The 13,221-nt window shown below is 66.9% G+C and carries 16 protein-coding genes; 11 read left to right on the top strand and 5 right to left on the bottom strand.

The features are described from left to right. The first annotated feature begins 122 nt into the window (after positions 1-122). Both RT655_RS16325 and RT655_RS16320 read left to right on the top strand, forming a co-directional pair. On the top strand, positions 123-479 hold the full coding sequence (locus RT655_RS16325) for a hypothetical protein (RefSeq protein WP_313538730.1): 357 nt from the start codon (positions 123-125) through the stop codon (positions 477-479). A gap of 79 nt (positions 480-558) precedes the next feature. Further along, on the top strand, positions 559-888 hold the full coding sequence (locus tag RT655_RS16320) for a hypothetical protein (protein WP_313538727.1): 330 nt from the start codon (positions 559-561) through the stop codon (positions 886-888). A 16-nt stretch (positions 889-904) separates the two neighbouring features. Here the strand turns inward: RT655_RS16320 and RT655_RS16315 are convergent, their stop codons facing one another. From RT655_RS16315 to RT655_RS16305, 3 genes are all read right to left on the bottom strand, one after another. Beyond that, a complete protein-coding gene (locus RT655_RS16315; protein WP_313538724.1) occupies positions 905-2,197 on the bottom strand; it encodes a homoserine dehydrogenase in 1,293 nt (430 codons plus the stop codon). A gap of 134 nt (positions 2,198-2,331) precedes the next feature. After that, complete coding sequence (locus RT655_RS16310) at positions 2,332-3,282, bottom strand: 2-oxoglutarate and iron-dependent oxygenase domain-containing protein (RefSeq protein WP_313538721.1); 951 nt, start codon at positions 3,280-3,282, stop codon at positions 2,332-2,334. Between the two features lie 97 nt (positions 3,283-3,379). Next, positions 3,380-3,865 carry a hypothetical protein gene (locus tag RT655_RS16305; protein ID WP_313538718.1) on the bottom strand — a complete coding sequence of 162 codons (486 nt, stop codon included), beginning with the start codon at positions 3,863-3,865 and terminating at the stop codon, positions 3,380-3,382. Positions 3,866-3,969: 104 nt separating this feature from the next. Between RT655_RS16305 and RT655_RS16300 the strand changes: the two genes are divergently transcribed. The 4 genes from RT655_RS16300 to RT655_RS16285 all read left to right on the top strand — a co-directional run bounded on the left by RT655_RS16300 (position 3,970) and on the right by RT655_RS16285 (position 6,829). Next, on the top strand, positions 3,970-5,205 hold the full coding sequence (locus tag RT655_RS16300) for a multidrug effflux MFS transporter (protein WP_313538716.1): 1,236 nt from the start codon (positions 3,970-3,972) through the stop codon (positions 5,203-5,205). A gap of 78 nt (positions 5,206-5,283) precedes the next feature. Beyond that, positions 5,284-5,625 carry a DNA primase gene (locus RT655_RS16295; protein WP_313538713.1) on the top strand — a complete coding sequence of 114 codons (342 nt, stop codon included), beginning with the start codon at positions 5,284-5,286 and terminating at the stop codon, positions 5,623-5,625. A 111-nt stretch (positions 5,626-5,736) separates the two neighbouring features. Further along, positions 5,737-6,141 carry a biopolymer transporter ExbD gene (locus RT655_RS16290; protein ID WP_313538710.1) on the top strand — a complete coding sequence of 135 codons (405 nt, stop codon included), beginning with the start codon at positions 5,737-5,739 and terminating at the stop codon, positions 6,139-6,141. Positions 6,142-6,196: 55 nt separating this feature from the next. Beyond that, positions 6,197-6,829 carry a hypothetical protein gene (locus RT655_RS16285; protein ID WP_313538707.1) on the top strand — a complete coding sequence of 211 codons (633 nt, stop codon included), beginning with the start codon at positions 6,197-6,199 and terminating at the stop codon, positions 6,827-6,829. Here the strand turns inward: RT655_RS16285 and RT655_RS16280 are convergent, their stop codons facing one another. Further along, positions 6,830-7,036, bottom strand: a complete 207-nt coding sequence (locus RT655_RS16280; protein WP_313538704.1) for a hypothetical protein — start codon at positions 7,034-7,036, stop codon at positions 6,830-6,832. It abuts the gene before it with no gap. Between the two features lie 69 nt (positions 7,037-7,105). Between RT655_RS16280 and RT655_RS16275 the strand changes: the two genes are divergently transcribed. The 5 genes from RT655_RS16275 to RT655_RS16255 all read left to right on the top strand — a co-directional run bounded on the left by RT655_RS16275 (position 7,106) and on the right by RT655_RS16255 (position 11,211). After that, positions 7,106-7,507 carry an acyl-CoA thioesterase gene (locus tag RT655_RS16275; protein ID WP_313538700.1) on the top strand — a complete coding sequence of 134 codons (402 nt, stop codon included), beginning with the start codon at positions 7,106-7,108 and terminating at the stop codon, positions 7,505-7,507. Between the two features lie 68 nt (positions 7,508-7,575). After that, the gene (locus RT655_RS16270; RefSeq protein ID WP_313538698.1) at positions 7,576-8,277 is read left to right on the top strand and encodes an extensin family protein; all 702 of its coding nucleotides are present in this window, start codon (positions 7,576-7,578) and stop codon (positions 8,275-8,277) included. Between the two features lie 39 nt (positions 8,278-8,316). Further along, a complete protein-coding gene (locus RT655_RS16265; protein ID WP_313538696.1) occupies positions 8,317-9,192 on the top strand; it encodes an LOG family protein in 876 nt (291 codons plus the stop codon). 223 nt (positions 9,193-9,415) lie between these two features. Then, positions 9,416-10,225, top strand: coding sequence for an ATP-binding protein (locus RT655_RS16260; protein WP_313538694.1), 810 nt, complete (start codon positions 9,416-9,418; stop codon positions 10,223-10,225). A 485-nt stretch (positions 10,226-10,710) separates the two neighbouring features. Further along, a complete protein-coding gene (locus tag RT655_RS16255) occupies positions 10,711-11,211 on the top strand; it encodes a PEPxxWA-CTERM sorting domain-containing protein (protein WP_313538692.1) in 501 nt (166 codons plus the stop codon). 148 nt (positions 11,212-11,359) lie between these two features. Here RT655_RS16255 and RT655_RS16250 read toward each other — a convergent pair whose 3' ends face one another. Next, positions 11,360-13,144: an ATP-binding cassette domain-containing protein gene (locus tag RT655_RS16250; RefSeq protein ID WP_313538690.1), complete on the bottom strand. Its 1,785-nt coding sequence runs from the start codon at positions 13,142-13,144 to the stop codon at positions 11,360-11,362. Positions 13,145-13,221 lie beyond the last annotated feature (77 nt).

The raw sequence follows: 13,221 nt of genomic DNA, 5'->3' as shown, positions 1-13,221 counted from the left end.
ATACGGGGCAGGGTCCGCCCTGTCGAGCGGTGCTAGCGTTGTCAGGCCACTTGCCAAAGACCTTTAGTGATTTACCAAGGGTTCTGGGTTATGATTGCGTGGAATCGTGGGGGAATGACACGATGTTGCTGCCACTGCTGCTGCTTCTATCCCAACAGAACAGCGTGTCCACGCTGGTGGCGGACTATCGCGCCCGCACGCAGGCGGAAATTCCGTGCCGAACACCGGCAGACCAAAGCGAAATCGTCGTCTGCTCGCGGCGGGAAGCCGATCGATATCGCGTTTCCTTCGTCGCCCCCAATCTCGGCAAGGATTCCGATGCGGCGCGTCTCAACCGGCTGATCGGAGATCCCGTCCAGCGGGGCATCACCCCGTGTGGCGAAGGCGCCTTCACGGTGAAATGCGGCAAGGTCGGCCTTGACGCCACGATCGGCTTCGACGGGAAGGTGAAGATGCAGCAGCGCGAGCTGGCGCCATGATGGCGCTGCAACGTTTGCATGGATGCGCAACCGGGGCCGTATCGGCGCGTTTCTGCGCCGGGACACGACAGGAGGGCATATGTTGTTGATCGCGCTGGCGCTCCAGAGCGCCACCATGGCCGGCGCGGTACGTGCGGCGGAAGTCACGCAGCCTCGGCTGATGCGCACGACCCTCAAGCGCTCGGCACGGCCGCACGCGGAACTTTCGCCGCTGATCACCGCCTGCGACATCGAACGCGACTGCGGCACCCGCCAGGCGCGCAATCGCTTCCGCCTGACCAGCGCGCAGGAGCCGCTGATCGATCGGAAATTGGAGATGGTCCGCGCAGCACAGGGCCCCAGCTGCAACCGTACCGGCATGCCGGTTTGCCCCGGTAGTGGGCGGCGGTTGCTCAAGCTGAGCTACTGAGCCGCCGCGCCGCGGCTCATGCGTCGAGAATGTGCATCCACATCGGTTCGCCGGTGAGGCTCTGCGAGCCCCGCAGCTTTTCCAGGGCCTGGGCGATGCTCCGCTCCGGCGCCTCATGCGTGACGATCGCGACCAGCGCGCTGCCGTCCGGGCTGACGCCGCGTTGGATCAGGCTCTCGATCGAGACGCCCGCATCGCGCATCGCCGCCGCAATCTCCGCCAGCACTCCGACCCGGTCCGCCACGGTGAAGCGCACATAGGAACGCCCGCGCCGCTCGCCGCTGTCCGCGGCGGGCTGGGAGACGAGGGCGGCGGCGGGCATCGCATAGGGCGGGCCGAACTCGCCGCGGGCAATATCGATCAGGTCGGCGACCACCGCGCTCGCGGTGGGGCCGTCGCCCGCACCGGCGCCCTGGAACAGCAGGCGACCGACGAAATTGCCCTCCGCCACCACGGCGTTGGTCGAACCCGTGACATGCGCCAGCGGGTGCCCAAGCGGCACGAGATGCGCATGGACGCGCTGGAACAGGCCGTGGGATCCCGCATCGGCGATGCCGAGCAGCCGCACCCGATAGCCGAGCGTCGCCGCCTCGGCGATGTCGGCCGCCAGGATGTGGCGGATACCGCTCGCCTTCAGGTCGCCGAACGCCGGCTGGGTGCCGAAGGCGATGCTGGCGAGGATCGACAGCTTGTGCGCGGCGTCGATGCCGTCGATGTCAAAGGTCGGGTCCGCCTCGGCATAGCCCAGCGCCTGTGCCTCGGCGAGGATCTCGGCGAAGTCGCGGCCCTCGGCCTCCATCTTCGACAGGATGAAATTGCAGGTGCCGTTGAGGATGCCGTACACACGGGCAATCTCGTTCGCGGCAGCGCCCTCGCGGAGCCCCTTGATCACGGGCACGCCACCGGCAACCGCCGCCTCGAACTTCAGTGCAACCGCCGCGTCTTCCGCGGCCTGCGCCAGCTCCAGGCCGTGATGCGCGATCATCGCCTTGTTGGCGGTGACGAAGCTCTTGTTGGCGCCGAGCGCGGCGCGGGCGAGTGCCAGCGCCGGGCCGTCCGACCCGCCGACCAGCTCGACCACCACATCGGCCTTAGCATGGCGCGCCAGTTCGACGGGATCGTCAACCCAGTCGAAGCGCGACAGATCGATGCCGCGATCCTTGGTGCGATCGCGGGCGGAAACGGCGACCACTTCGATGGGGCGGCCGGCGCGGCGGCTAATCAGCTCGGCATTGGCGTCGAGCAGGCGAATCACGCCGCCGCCCACCGTACCGAGCCCCGCCAATGCCACGCGCAACGCTTCCGCCATTCCTCGTCCCTTTAAAACGCTACAGCAAGACGGCGGCAGAGCATTCCGCTCGACCGCCGCCTTCCGTCCCTAGCGCCTTCCCTTCCCAGAAGGAAAGACAGATTTTGTCGCAGGCAAGCACCGCCACGCGCTGTTTATTTCTTGATCAGCCCGATCTCGACCAGCCGCTCGTGCAGATAGTCATGCGCGGTGATCGGCTCGGGATAGCGGTTCGGGTTCTCGGCGCTCACGCAGCCGGGCAGCGTCTTGATCAGGAAATCGGGTGCCGGATGCAGGAAGAACGGCATCGAATAGCGCGAATGGCCACGCCGCTCGGCCGGCGGATTGACCACGCGGTGGGTGGTCGAGGGCAGCACATGGTTGGTCAGCCGCTGGAGCATGTCGCCGACGTTGATCACCATCGCGCCTTCGGGCGGCTTCACCGCCAGCCACTTGCCGTCGCGGTCGAGCAGCTCGAGCCCGGCTTCCTCGGCGCCGAGCAGCAGCGTGATCAGGTTGATGTCCTCATGCGCGCCGGCGCGCACCTCGGGCGCATCGGCGTCGACCGGCGGATAGTGAAGCAGGCGCAGCACCGAGTTGCCGTCCTTTACCGCGGTATCGAACCAGTCCGGCGCCAGGCCCAGATAGCGGGCCACGGCCGAAAGCAGCTTGTCGCCGGCAGTATCGAGGGCGGCGAACAACTCGACAAAGGTCTCGCGGAAGCCCTCGGGCCGGACCGGCCAGACGTTCGGCGCCATCATCTCGGCAAAGCGATGCCCGGCCGCCAGTTCGCGGCCGATGTGCCAGAATTCCTTGAGGTCGACATGCGTCGCCCCCTTTGCGATTTCGGTCTTGAACGGCGTGTAGCCGCGCGCACCACCGCCGCCGGCGAGGAAATACCTGCGCTTTTCGTCCTCGGGCAGTTCGAAGAATGCCTTGGTCAGCGCCCAGGCGCGTTCGATCAGGTCCTGCGGCACGCCGTGATCGCACACCACGGCGAAGCCGAACCGCTGGAACGACCCGCCAAACGCCTGGGCAAAGCCCTCCGAATCGCCCGCCTGCGCCGCCAGCGACAGCACCGGAATTTCGGCCAGGGTATCCAACATCAAAGTCTCCGAACGCTAAAACCGGCGGTTTGTCCCGCCATCACCCGCCTCACAACCTGGGGACATCCCCAAGGGCCATCCTCTGTCCCGTTCGGAATCAGCGGCCGACCTGCATCAGTCCCTTCGCCTTGCTCTCGCCGCTTGCGCTGAGCTGGAGCGCGAAGGGCTGTCCGTCATCGGTGGTGCCGATCAGGTTATCGTCCTTCGTCGTTACCTTGAAGCCCTGCTTGGTCATGTTGTCGCGGAACCAGTCGCGCACCACCGTCGGCGTCGCCGGGCTCTCGAACTCGACGATGACCTGGCCGTCCTTGTCCCCGGCGCCGTCATTGACCTTGAGGTTTTTCAGCGTCGATCCGGGATAGAGCGTTACCCCGTCGATGTCGAAATTCTTGGCGTCGAGCGGCATCTTGGGCAGCGTGATCGAACCCTGGATTCCCGGCGCCTTGATCTGGATGCGGCCATTGGAGTCGGTGGAAATGACGCTGTTGCCGTCGCTGTCATTGCCGTCGAAGTTGATGTTCGCGCTGCCATGGCACGCGGCGAGCGCGATCGGCAGCACCAGGGGTGCGAAACGGCGATTCATGCGGATACTCCTGCGGCAATTCCACATCGCAATGTTGTTGCACGGCCTCCCGCGTCAACCGGAAAAAGGGTGACGTGGGGGAAGGCTTGGGCCATGGCCGGGCCATGGACGCCCCGCACCCCCGCACCGCTTCCGCCGGCCAGGCGCCGTTGCGCTTCGGCGAGTTCGTACCGCTTGCCGCGGCGCTGATGGCACTGACCGCGCTCGGCATCGATTCGATGCTACCCGCGCTGCCGGCGATCGGCGTCAGCTTGGGAGTGGATTCGGCCAACCATCGCCAGTTCGTGATCACGGCTTTCCTGATCGGGTTCGCGGTGGCGCAGCTGGCCTATGGCCCGCTTTCCGATCGCTTCGGACGGCGGCCGGTGCTGCTCGTCGCGCTCGGCTGCTATGTCGCGACATGCGCGATTGCGGCGATCTCGGGGAGCTTCGTGCTGCTGCTGGTTGCCCGCGTCGCGATGGGGACCGCGGCGGCCGGCGCCCGGGTCGTGACCGTGGCGCTGGTCCGCGACTGCTATTCGGGGCGCGCGATGGCTCGGGTGATGAGCCTGGTGTTCATCGTCTTCATGGCCGCGCCGATCTTCGCCCCCGCGGTGGGGCAGATCATCCTGTCGGCCGGCGGATCGTGGCGGACGATCTTCTGGGGTATCGGCGCGATTGCCGGGCTGGTGACGCTGTGGTTCGCGCTGCGCATGCCCGAAACCTTGGCGGCGGATGCGCGCCAGTCGCTCCATCCGGCGCGGGTGGTGGCCGATTACGGCTTCATGCTCCGCGACCGCGCGGCGGTGGGCTATACGCTCGCCACGGGCCTACTTTCCGGCGCGCTGTTCGGCTTCATCGGGTCGGTGCAGCAGGTCATGGCCGACGTGTTCCATCGTCCGGACCTGCTGACCGTGGTGTTCGCCGGCGTGGCGAGCACGATGGCGCTGGGCTCGTTCCTCAACTCGCGCATCGTGATGCGGCTGGGCACGCGGGTGATCTCGCACACCGCGCTGAGCCTGTTGACCCTCATCGCCGGCGTACATCTGGCCGTCACGCTGCTCGGCTGGGAAACGCTGTGGAGCTTCGCGGTATTGCAGGCGCTGATGATGGCGTGTTTCGGCCTTGCCACCTCCAACTTCTCCGCGATGGCGATGGAGCGGATGGGCGCGATCGCCGGCACCGCCTCCAGCCTGCAGGGCTTCGTCACGACACTGGCCGGCGCGCTGATCGGCGCGGCGATCGGCCAAGCCTTCGATGGCACCACCATCCCGCTGTATAGTGGTTTTCTGCTGATGGGTGCGCTCTCGCTCGTGGTAGTAGCGGTGACGGAACGCGGACGGATGTTCCGCCCGAGCTGAGTCGGAACGCAGCCGGGGCCAGCACCGTTGCGCATTCGACCCCGGCGATCCCCGCCGGGCCAGCAATGAGGTTTGGCGATGAGCGGCATTCAGGGTCCCGGCGACGACGGCTATGACGCGGAAGGCTATGACGAGAGCCAGCGCGCCGAAATTCTCGAGGTGACGGGCGATGGTCCCGACGACGGCGCGCTGCTGACCGACATCAACCCCGATCTGGGCGGCAGCGAGGATGACGACGACGATCTCGACGAGCTGTCGATGTCCGACGACGAAATCGGCGAGGAAGACGACGACGCCGACGAAGATGAGGATGATCTGGACGAGGACGACATCCAGGACGACTTCGACGACGAGGATCTGGACGAAGACGATCTCGAGGAAGAGCTCGACGATCCGGACGACGTCGCGCTGCGGCCTTGATCTTTGCCAGAGGGCGCGCAGCCGGTACTGCGCGCCCTCTGGCCGCCTCTTGCGCAGGCCTCCCAGCTGTGAAATGGTACGTTATACCATTGCAGTGAAGGAGGAGAGGTCATGCCGAAATTCGTGTCCACCGCCGAGCCCCAGCCGATCGGCGCGATCAATGTGACGCCGTTCATCGACGTGATGCTGGTGCTGCTGATCGTGATGATCCTCGGCATGCCGATGGCCACCCACAAGGTACCGATCGATCTGCCGCAGGGCGGCCCCACCGCCACCGACGCCGCGACGCACCGGCTGGCAATCGACAAGGCCGGCGCGCTGTTCTGGGACGGCAATCGCCTTGCCGACCTCGCGCTGCCGGCCAAGCTGGCTGCTCTGCGCACAGATGCAGCGGTGCTGCAGCTGCAGACCGATCCCGAAGTGCGGTACGACCGCTTCGACGCGGTCCTCGCCACCATCAAGCGTGCCAACATCGTGAAGCTCGGCTTTGTCGGAAACCAGCCGCTGGCCGATTGAGGAACTGGCGCATCCGGTGACTCGTTCGCATGTTACTGTTTTGGAAGAGACCCGGATGCGCCTGACCCCTGCCCTGCTTGCCGCCTGCTCGCTCGCCGCCTGTTCGTCGGGGCTGCCCCCGGCAGCGGACAACACGACCAACACTGCGAGCACTGCCGAGATCAACCAGACCGCGCCGGCCGCGACCGAACTTGCCCCCGGCAACGAGCAGCTCGAACCGCTCAACCCGCCCGCCCCCGGCCAGCCCGGCGGCCTGCCCGACGACCGCACCCCGGTAAGCGAGGCCAAGTTCACGCCCGAGAGCGCGCAGGGCGCCGCCAATGTCGTGCAGACCTATTATGCGCTGATCGAAAGCGGCCGGTACGACCAGGCCTGGGCATTGTGGAGCGACGGCGGCAAGGCCTCGGGTGGGGACGCCAAGGCGTTCGCGGCACGCTTTTCGCCCTATTCGGAATATCACGCCAATATCGGCGCGCCGGGGCAGATCGAGGCGGGCGCGGGCCAGCGCTATGTTACTGTCCCGGTGCAGGTTTATGCGCGCATCAAGGCGACGGGCAAGCCTTTCTACCAGCTCGGCGAGGCCACGCTCCATCGGGCCGGCGACGTCAACGGGGCGACGGCCGAGCAAAAGGCATGGCACATCCGCGCGATCAAGTTCCAAGACGATCCGGGCAAGCCTGCCCAGTAATCAGCCGCCGATGACGTTGCGGAGCAGTGCCAGATCCTCGTTGTCGATCGGCTGCCCCGTCGCATCGGTGGCGTTCTCCGCCGGCACCGCGTGAGTCGGCGCCTTGCCGACGCCCGCGACGCTGACCGCGGTCCACAATACCCCCGCCGCCCAGAGCAATGCCGCCCAGCGGCTGCGGAAGAGGGCAGAAGGGCGGCGCGGCAGCATGGCGCGGACCGTGCTCCCCTTTGGATGAACGGCGCGCTACCCTTCGTGGTTACCGCTTGAGGATTCGTGATGCGCCGCTTCTCCCGCCCGATCACCGCGACGCCTGCCGACATCGACGTGCTGGGGCACGTCAACAATGCCGTCTGGGTGGCGTGGATCCAGGACATCGCGGTCGCGCACTGGGACAGTCTCGCTACGCCCGAGGACCAAGCCGCCTATGTGTGGGTGATCACCCGGCACGAGATCGACTATCGCGGCAATGTCCGCGTCGGCGAGACGGTGACCGGCGAGACCTGGGTGCCCGAGCCGCCGCGCGGCGCCCGCTTCAACCGCCATGTCCGCTTTCTGGGCGGCGACGGCAAGGTCCGCGTCGAGGCGGTGACCACCTGGGCGCTGCTGGACCGCGCCACCGGCCGGCTGCTCCGCGTCCCCGCCGAGCTCGGCGACCGCTTCATCGAAGCGACGCGCTGACGGGGCGAGTCGCCGATGCGACGAACCGTGGTTCGCGCCGTCGCCGAACTCGACTAGGGTCCACGCCCATGGCGTTCTCGCGTGTGTTCCCGCTGGCGGTGCTGACCCTGCCCCTGCTGCTTTCGGCCTGCATTTTCGGCGGCGGCGGCGGTGACAAGCGACCGGCCCCCGCCCCTACCCCAACCCGCCCGCGTGGCAGCCCGCCGATCACGCTCAACCGGCCGACGCCGCGCGATACGCAGCAATGCTTCACAGACCTGTCCCGCGCCGGCGTGCGGTTCGGCGCCTTGCCCGATCGCGACTATGGCGGCGGCTGCATCGTCGAGGGCGCGGTGCAGCTGATCGACATCGGGGTGCCGGTGGGCGGCATCAAGGGCATGCGCTGCCCGCTCGCGCGCGCCTTCACCGGCTGGGTGCAGTACGCCGTGGCGCCGGCGGCGCGCCAGATCCTGGGCAGCGACCTGGTGCGGGTCGACACGTTCGGCACCTATGTCTGCCGTGCGATCGTCGGCAGCGCGCAGGCCTCGCCCAAGCTTTCCGAACATGGCCGCGCCAATGCGGTCGACGTCTCGGGCTTCGTGCTTCGCGACGGACGGCGGATCACCATCCTCAAGGACTGGCAGAACCAGGATCCTGCTATCCGAAAATTTCTCGAGACGGTCCACGCGTCCGCCTGCAGACGTTTCGCTACCGTATTGAGCCCCAACTATAATTACGTCCACCGCGACCATTTCCATCTCGATATGGGGCGCGGCCCCTTCTGCGCCTGAGGCTTTCCAAGCGGGGCGGATGCGCCTAATCCGCGGCCAATGAGCGATACGAGAGTCCCGTCGCGCGTCTTCCGCCCTGCCCAGCAGGAAGCCGAAGCCGCCAACACCGCCACCGGCACCCCCCAGACCGAGCATCCCGCCTACCGGCTCGCCTTCCAGGACATGGACTTCCTGCTGCGCGAGGACTTGCGGCCGATCCGCTTCCAGCTGGAACTGCTCAAGCCGCAGCTGCTGCTCGACGAGGCGAACATCGCCTCGACCTTCGTCATCTACGGCTCGGCGCGCATCCCCGAGCCGGCCAAGGCCGAGGCGGTGCTCGCGCTCGCCGAGACCGAGCAGCAGAAGCGCATTGCCGAGAGCCTGGTCGCCAAGTCCAAATATTATGACGTGGCGCGCGAGCTGGGCCGGCTGGCCAGCAACTTCCCGGTCGACACGACAGGCAAGCGCCACTTCGTCGTCACCTCGGGCGGCGGCCCCTCGATCATGGAAGCGGCAAACCGCGGCGCGCGCGACGTGGGCGCGGAGACGATCGGCCTCAACATCGTGCTGCCGCACGAGCAGGCGCCGAACCCGTATGTGACGCCCGGCCTGAGCATGCAGTTCCACTATTTCGCGCTGCGCAAGATGCACTTCCTGCTGCACGCGCGCGCCGTGGCGGTGTTCCCGGGCGGCTTCGGCACCTTCGACGAGAGCTTCGAGCTGCTGACGCTGATCCAGACCGGCAAGGTCGACCCGATTCCGGTGCTGTTCTACGGCAAGGAGTTCTGGAACCGCGTCGTCAATTTCGAGGCACTGTGCGACGAAGGCGTGATCTCGCCGCGTGACCTGAACCTGTTCCGCTTCTGCGAAACCGCCGAGGAAGGCTGGGAAATCGTCCAGGACTTCTGGCGGGACAAGGAAACGACGGGGGCATGACCGTCGACGGAAACTACCGAAATTCGCGCATGTGACAGATAAACGCGCGTGAAGATGGACGGCAGGGTAAAAGAGCGGCCGGGCGCGTGCCCGGCATGCGAACAGATGGGGAACCACTGAGCGGGGACAAGGGCGCTCTTGCTATTCCTCTCTCGCAGGCGGGAGGGGGAGTAGCGAGAAGAGCCCCCTCGCACCCGCGCAGCGTTGCGCTATAGCCCTCGCCATGACCGATCCGCTGATCCGCATCGCCGAGGCGCTCGAACGGCTGGCACCACCCCCCGCCCCGCCCGCCGATCTGGAGGCGCACCCGGCCTATGTGTGGCGCGGGCGCGACATCGTGCCGGCGCGCGCCTTCGCCCCCACGCCGCTCGCACTGCTGCAGGGCGTGGAGAAGCAGCGGACCGCCTTGCTCGCCAATCTGGAGCGGCTCGCCGCCGGCCATGCCGCGCAGGACGTCTTGCTGTGGGGCGCGCGCGGCACCGGCAAGTCGGCGCTGGTCAAGGGCGCGGTTGCTGCGGTGCAGGCGCAGGGCGGCCGGCTCGCGCTGGTCGAGGCAGCGACGACGCATCTGGAAACGCTGCCCGACCTGTTCGCGCTGCTCGCCACTACCGATCGGCCCTTCGCGATCTTCCTTGACGATCTCGGCTTCGACGCCGCGGCCGATGCGCGCGCGCTGCGCTCGCTGCTCGAAGGCGGCGCGGAGGCGCGGCCCGCGCACTGCCGGCTGCTGGTCACCTCCAACCGCCGCCACCTGCTGCCGCGCGACCTGGAGGCCCAGTCCAGCGCGATCAACCCGCGTGATTCAATCGACGACGATCTTGCGCTTGCCGATCGCTTCGGCCTCTCACTCGGCTTCCACGTCGTCGACCAAGACACCTATGTCGCAATCGTCCGCGGCTATGCGGAGGCACATGGCCTGGCCTTCGAACCGGAGGACGCGATCCAATGGGCGACGCGGCGTGGCAGCCGTTCCGGGCGGGTCGCCTGGCAATATGTCGTCGAACTGGCCGGCCGACAGGGGAAGCGTCTCTAATCGCCTCCTTTTCAACGAACCTGTCCCGAAAGAATACAGGCGCGTTTGATCGGCGCGACGAATCGGAAAATCATCCGCACCTGCAGCAACGTTTCGCCTCCGTTTTCACGCTGGCAGTATCGCAGTGCTTTCACCGGCCACGCAGGCGTTAGCGAGCGGTCGTTTGCACGTGCGGCATACGGAAAAGCCCGGAGAATCCCCCTGTCCCGACGGCAATTTCGTCGCATCGCACAATGCAAACCTTCGCATCTTCACAGGTGAGAACGTTATTGTTGTTCTCTTTCACGAACTTAACGTCGGGTTAACGGCCGGAGAGCCGAGTCGCTCATATCGCCGTTAACAAGGGAAAGGGTGCGCCAATGCGTATTCAAACAAAGCTTGCTGCTGCGGCAGCCTTACTATGCGCAGCTGTGCCGGCACAGGCCGCGCAGATTCTCGGCCAAATCAGCTTCAACGGATTCGTCCGCCCGGTCGGAGCCCCCAACATGGGCGCCGCAACCGGTCTCGACTTCTACAACTTCGGCATGCCGGGCACGTCCATGGGCGATGGCGGGGCACCGGGCACCATCTTCGCCGCTCTCGGCACCACCGGTGTGTTCACCGGCATCACCTGCATCGGGCCGTGCGGCACGATCAAGGACCTGCCCACCTTCACGGGTGGCCCGGTGATGTCGTTCTTCGACATCGGGTCGTCGATCTTCTTCGATTTGAACTCGATCAAGTCGGTCACCTATTCGACGGACAGCGCCGGCGGCAGCCTCAAGCTGATCGCATCGGGCACCTTCCGCATCGCCGGCTATGACAACACGGCGGCCCTGCTGACGCTGACCACGCAGGGCGATGGCCTGACCAGCTTCTCGGCAACCGCGCTGTCGGCAGTACCGGAGCCGGCTAGCTGGGGCCTGATGATCGCCGGGTTCGGCATGATGGGCGGCATGCTCCGCGCGTCGCGCCGGTCGGTGAAGGTCCGCTTCGCGAAGAACTGAGCTTCCAGCCTCCCTGGCAGCGCGAACCCCGCCGGAGCGATCCGGCGGGGTTTGTCGTTTTGGACGGGAGAGCGCCGAGGACGGTCGGACGCTAGGCTCTGTCAGGCCCCACCCCAACCCCTCCCCTGAAGGGGGGGCTTTTTGGGATTTATGCCAGCCCCTCGACCATTTCCGCCAGTTCCAGCCAGCGCATCTCGGCAGCGTCCTTTTCGTCGCGCAGCTTGGCGATGCCGTCGCTCAGCTTGGCGAACCTCGCCGGATCCTTGGTGTAGAGCGCCGGATCCGCCATCGCCGCCTCGTCGCGGGCGATGATCTGGTCGATCTCCTCGATGCGCTTGGGCAGCAGCTCGTAGTCACGCTGGTCCTTGTAGCTGAGCTTGGTGCGCGCCTTGGGCGCTTCCGGCGCGAGCGTTGCCGCGGCGGGCTTGCTCGCCTTCTTGCCTTCGTTCTTCGGGCGCCGCTTGGCTTCCCAATCGGCATAGCCGCCGACCACCACGTCCACCGTGCCGCTGCCGTCGAGCCCGAGCGTCACCGTGACGGTGCGGTCGAGAAAGTCGCGGTCGTGGCTGACGATCAGCACCGTGCCGGCATAATCGGCGATCACTTCCTGGAGCAGGTCGAGCGTCTCGAGGTCGAGATCGTTGGTCGGCTCGTCGAGCACCAGCAGGTTGGAAGGCCGCGCGAATTCGCGCGCGAGCAGCAGGCGCGAGCGCTCGCCGCCCGAGAGCGTGCCGATCCGCGCCTCGGCGATGCTGGGATCGAACAGAAATTCCTTGAGATAGCCATGGACGTGCTTGCGCGCGCCCTGCACGTCGATCCAGTCGCCGCCGTCCGCCAGCACGTCGCGGACGCGCTTGTCGGGCGCCATCAGGCTGCGCTGCTGGTCGATGATGATCGCATCGAGCGTCTGGGAGAGCTTCACCGTGCCCTCGTCGGGCTGGAGCTCGCCGGTGAGCATCTTGAGCAGCGTCGACTTGCCCGCGCCGTTCGATCCGACGATGCCGATCCGGTCCCCCTTGGTGACGCGGAAGGTCAGGTCCTTGATGATCGTCCGCTCGCCGAAGCGCTTGGTGACGTGCTTGGCGTCGATCACCACCTTGGTCTGGTTGCCGTCCGCGGCGGTGGCGAGCGCGGCGGTGCCTTGCGGGCCCGTCATCGCCGCGCGCTCGGCCCGCATCTCCTTGAGCTTGGAAAGGCGCCCCTGGTTGCGGCGTCGGCGGCCGGTGACGCCGCGCTGGAGCCAATGCTCCTCGATCTTGAGCTTGGCATCCAGCCGCTGCGCGTTGCGCTCCTCCTCGGCATAGACCTGCTCGGTCCACGCCTCGAACCCGCCGAAGCCGATCTCGGCGCGGCGGATGGAACCGCGATCGAGCCACAGCGTCTGGCGCGTGAGGCGGGTGAGGAAGGTACGATCGTGGCTGATGACGACGAAGGCGCCCTTGTAGCGCGTCAGCCAGTCTTCCAGCCATTCGATCGCGCCGAGATCGAGATGGTTGGTCGGCTCGTCGAGCAGCAGCACGTCCGGATCCTGCGCCAGCGCGCGGGCGATGGCGGCGCGGCGGCGCTCGCCGCCCGAGGCGGTGGCGGCTTCGCGGCTGAGATCGATGCCGAGCTGGTCGGCGATCGCCTCGGCCTCATGCTGGGCAGGCGCATCGTCGCCGGAGAGGACATAGTCCATCAGCGTGGTGCAGCCGAGCATGCGGGGCTCCTGCTCCAGCAGGATCACGCGGGTGCCGGGCACGATGGTGCGGCGGCCCTCGTCGCTGTCGATCGCGCCGGCGATCAGCTTGAGCAGCGTCGTCTTGCCCGCGCCGTTACGGCCGATCAGCGCGAGCCGATCGCGTTCGCCGACATGCAGGTCGAGATTGCGGAAAAGCCAGCCGGATCCCTGAACGAGACCCAGCCCTTCATAGGAAAGCACCGGAGCAGCCATGGTGCAGCACCTAGGAGGCGGCGCGCCTCCCCGCAAGCGGCGAGGCATGGGGGGCGACGATGCACCAATGCCACAAT

Source organism: Sphingomonas sp. (assembly GCF_032114135.1).
In the GTDB taxonomy this organism is placed as follows: Bacteria; Pseudomonadota; Alphaproteobacteria; order Sphingomonadales; family Sphingomonadaceae; genus Sphingomonas.
Note: the sequence above shows the minus strand (reverse complement) of the source record. Positions and strands in the feature narration are given on the sequence as shown.

Bases quoted from the DNA above. Each gene is read 5' to 3' on its own strand.
- RT655_RS16325 (WP_313538730.1), top strand. From the start codon at position 123: ATGTTGCTGCCACTGCTGCTGCTTCTATCCCAACAGAACAGCGTGTCC.
- RT655_RS16320 (WP_313538727.1), top strand. From the start codon at position 559: ATGTTGTTGATCGCGCTGGCGCTCCAGAGCGCCACCATGGCCGGCGCG.
- RT655_RS16315 (WP_313538724.1), bottom strand. From the start codon at position 2,197: ATGGCGGAAGCGTTGCGCGTGGCATTGGCGGGGCTCGGTACGGTGGGC.
- RT655_RS16310 (WP_313538721.1), bottom strand. From the start codon at position 3,282: ATGTTGGATACCCTGGCCGAAATTCCGGTGCTGTCGCTGGCGGCGCAG.
- RT655_RS16305 (WP_313538718.1), bottom strand. From the start codon at position 3,865: ATGAATCGCCGTTTCGCACCCCTGGTGCTGCCGATCGCGCTCGCCGCG.
- RT655_RS16300 (WP_313538716.1), top strand. From the start codon at position 3,970: ATGGACGCCCCGCACCCCCGCACCGCTTCCGCCGGCCAGGCGCCGTTG.
- RT655_RS16295 (WP_313538713.1), top strand. From the start codon at position 5,284: ATGAGCGGCATTCAGGGTCCCGGCGACGACGGCTATGACGCGGAAGGC.
- RT655_RS16290 (WP_313538710.1), top strand. From the start codon at position 5,737: ATGCCGAAATTCGTGTCCACCGCCGAGCCCCAGCCGATCGGCGCGATC.
- RT655_RS16285 (WP_313538707.1), top strand. From the start codon at position 6,197: ATGCGCCTGACCCCTGCCCTGCTTGCCGCCTGCTCGCTCGCCGCCTGT.
- RT655_RS16280 (WP_313538704.1), bottom strand. From the start codon at position 7,036: ATGCTGCCGCGCCGCCCTTCTGCCCTCTTCCGCAGCCGCTGGGCGGCA.
- RT655_RS16275 (WP_313538700.1), top strand. From the start codon at position 7,106: ATGCGCCGCTTCTCCCGCCCGATCACCGCGACGCCTGCCGACATCGAC.
- RT655_RS16270 (WP_313538698.1), top strand. From the start codon at position 7,576: ATGGCGTTCTCGCGTGTGTTCCCGCTGGCGGTGCTGACCCTGCCCCTG.
- RT655_RS16265 (WP_313538696.1), top strand. From the start codon at position 8,317: ATGAGCGATACGAGAGTCCCGTCGCGCGTCTTCCGCCCTGCCCAGCAG.
- RT655_RS16260 (WP_313538694.1), top strand. From the start codon at position 9,416: ATGACCGATCCGCTGATCCGCATCGCCGAGGCGCTCGAACGGCTGGCA.
- RT655_RS16255 (WP_313538692.1), top strand. From the start codon at position 10,711: ATGGGCGCCGCAACCGGTCTCGACTTCTACAACTTCGGCATGCCGGGC.
- RT655_RS16250 (WP_313538690.1), bottom strand. From the start codon at position 13,144: ATGGCTGCTCCGGTGCTTTCCTATGAAGGGCTGGGTCTCGTTCAGGGA.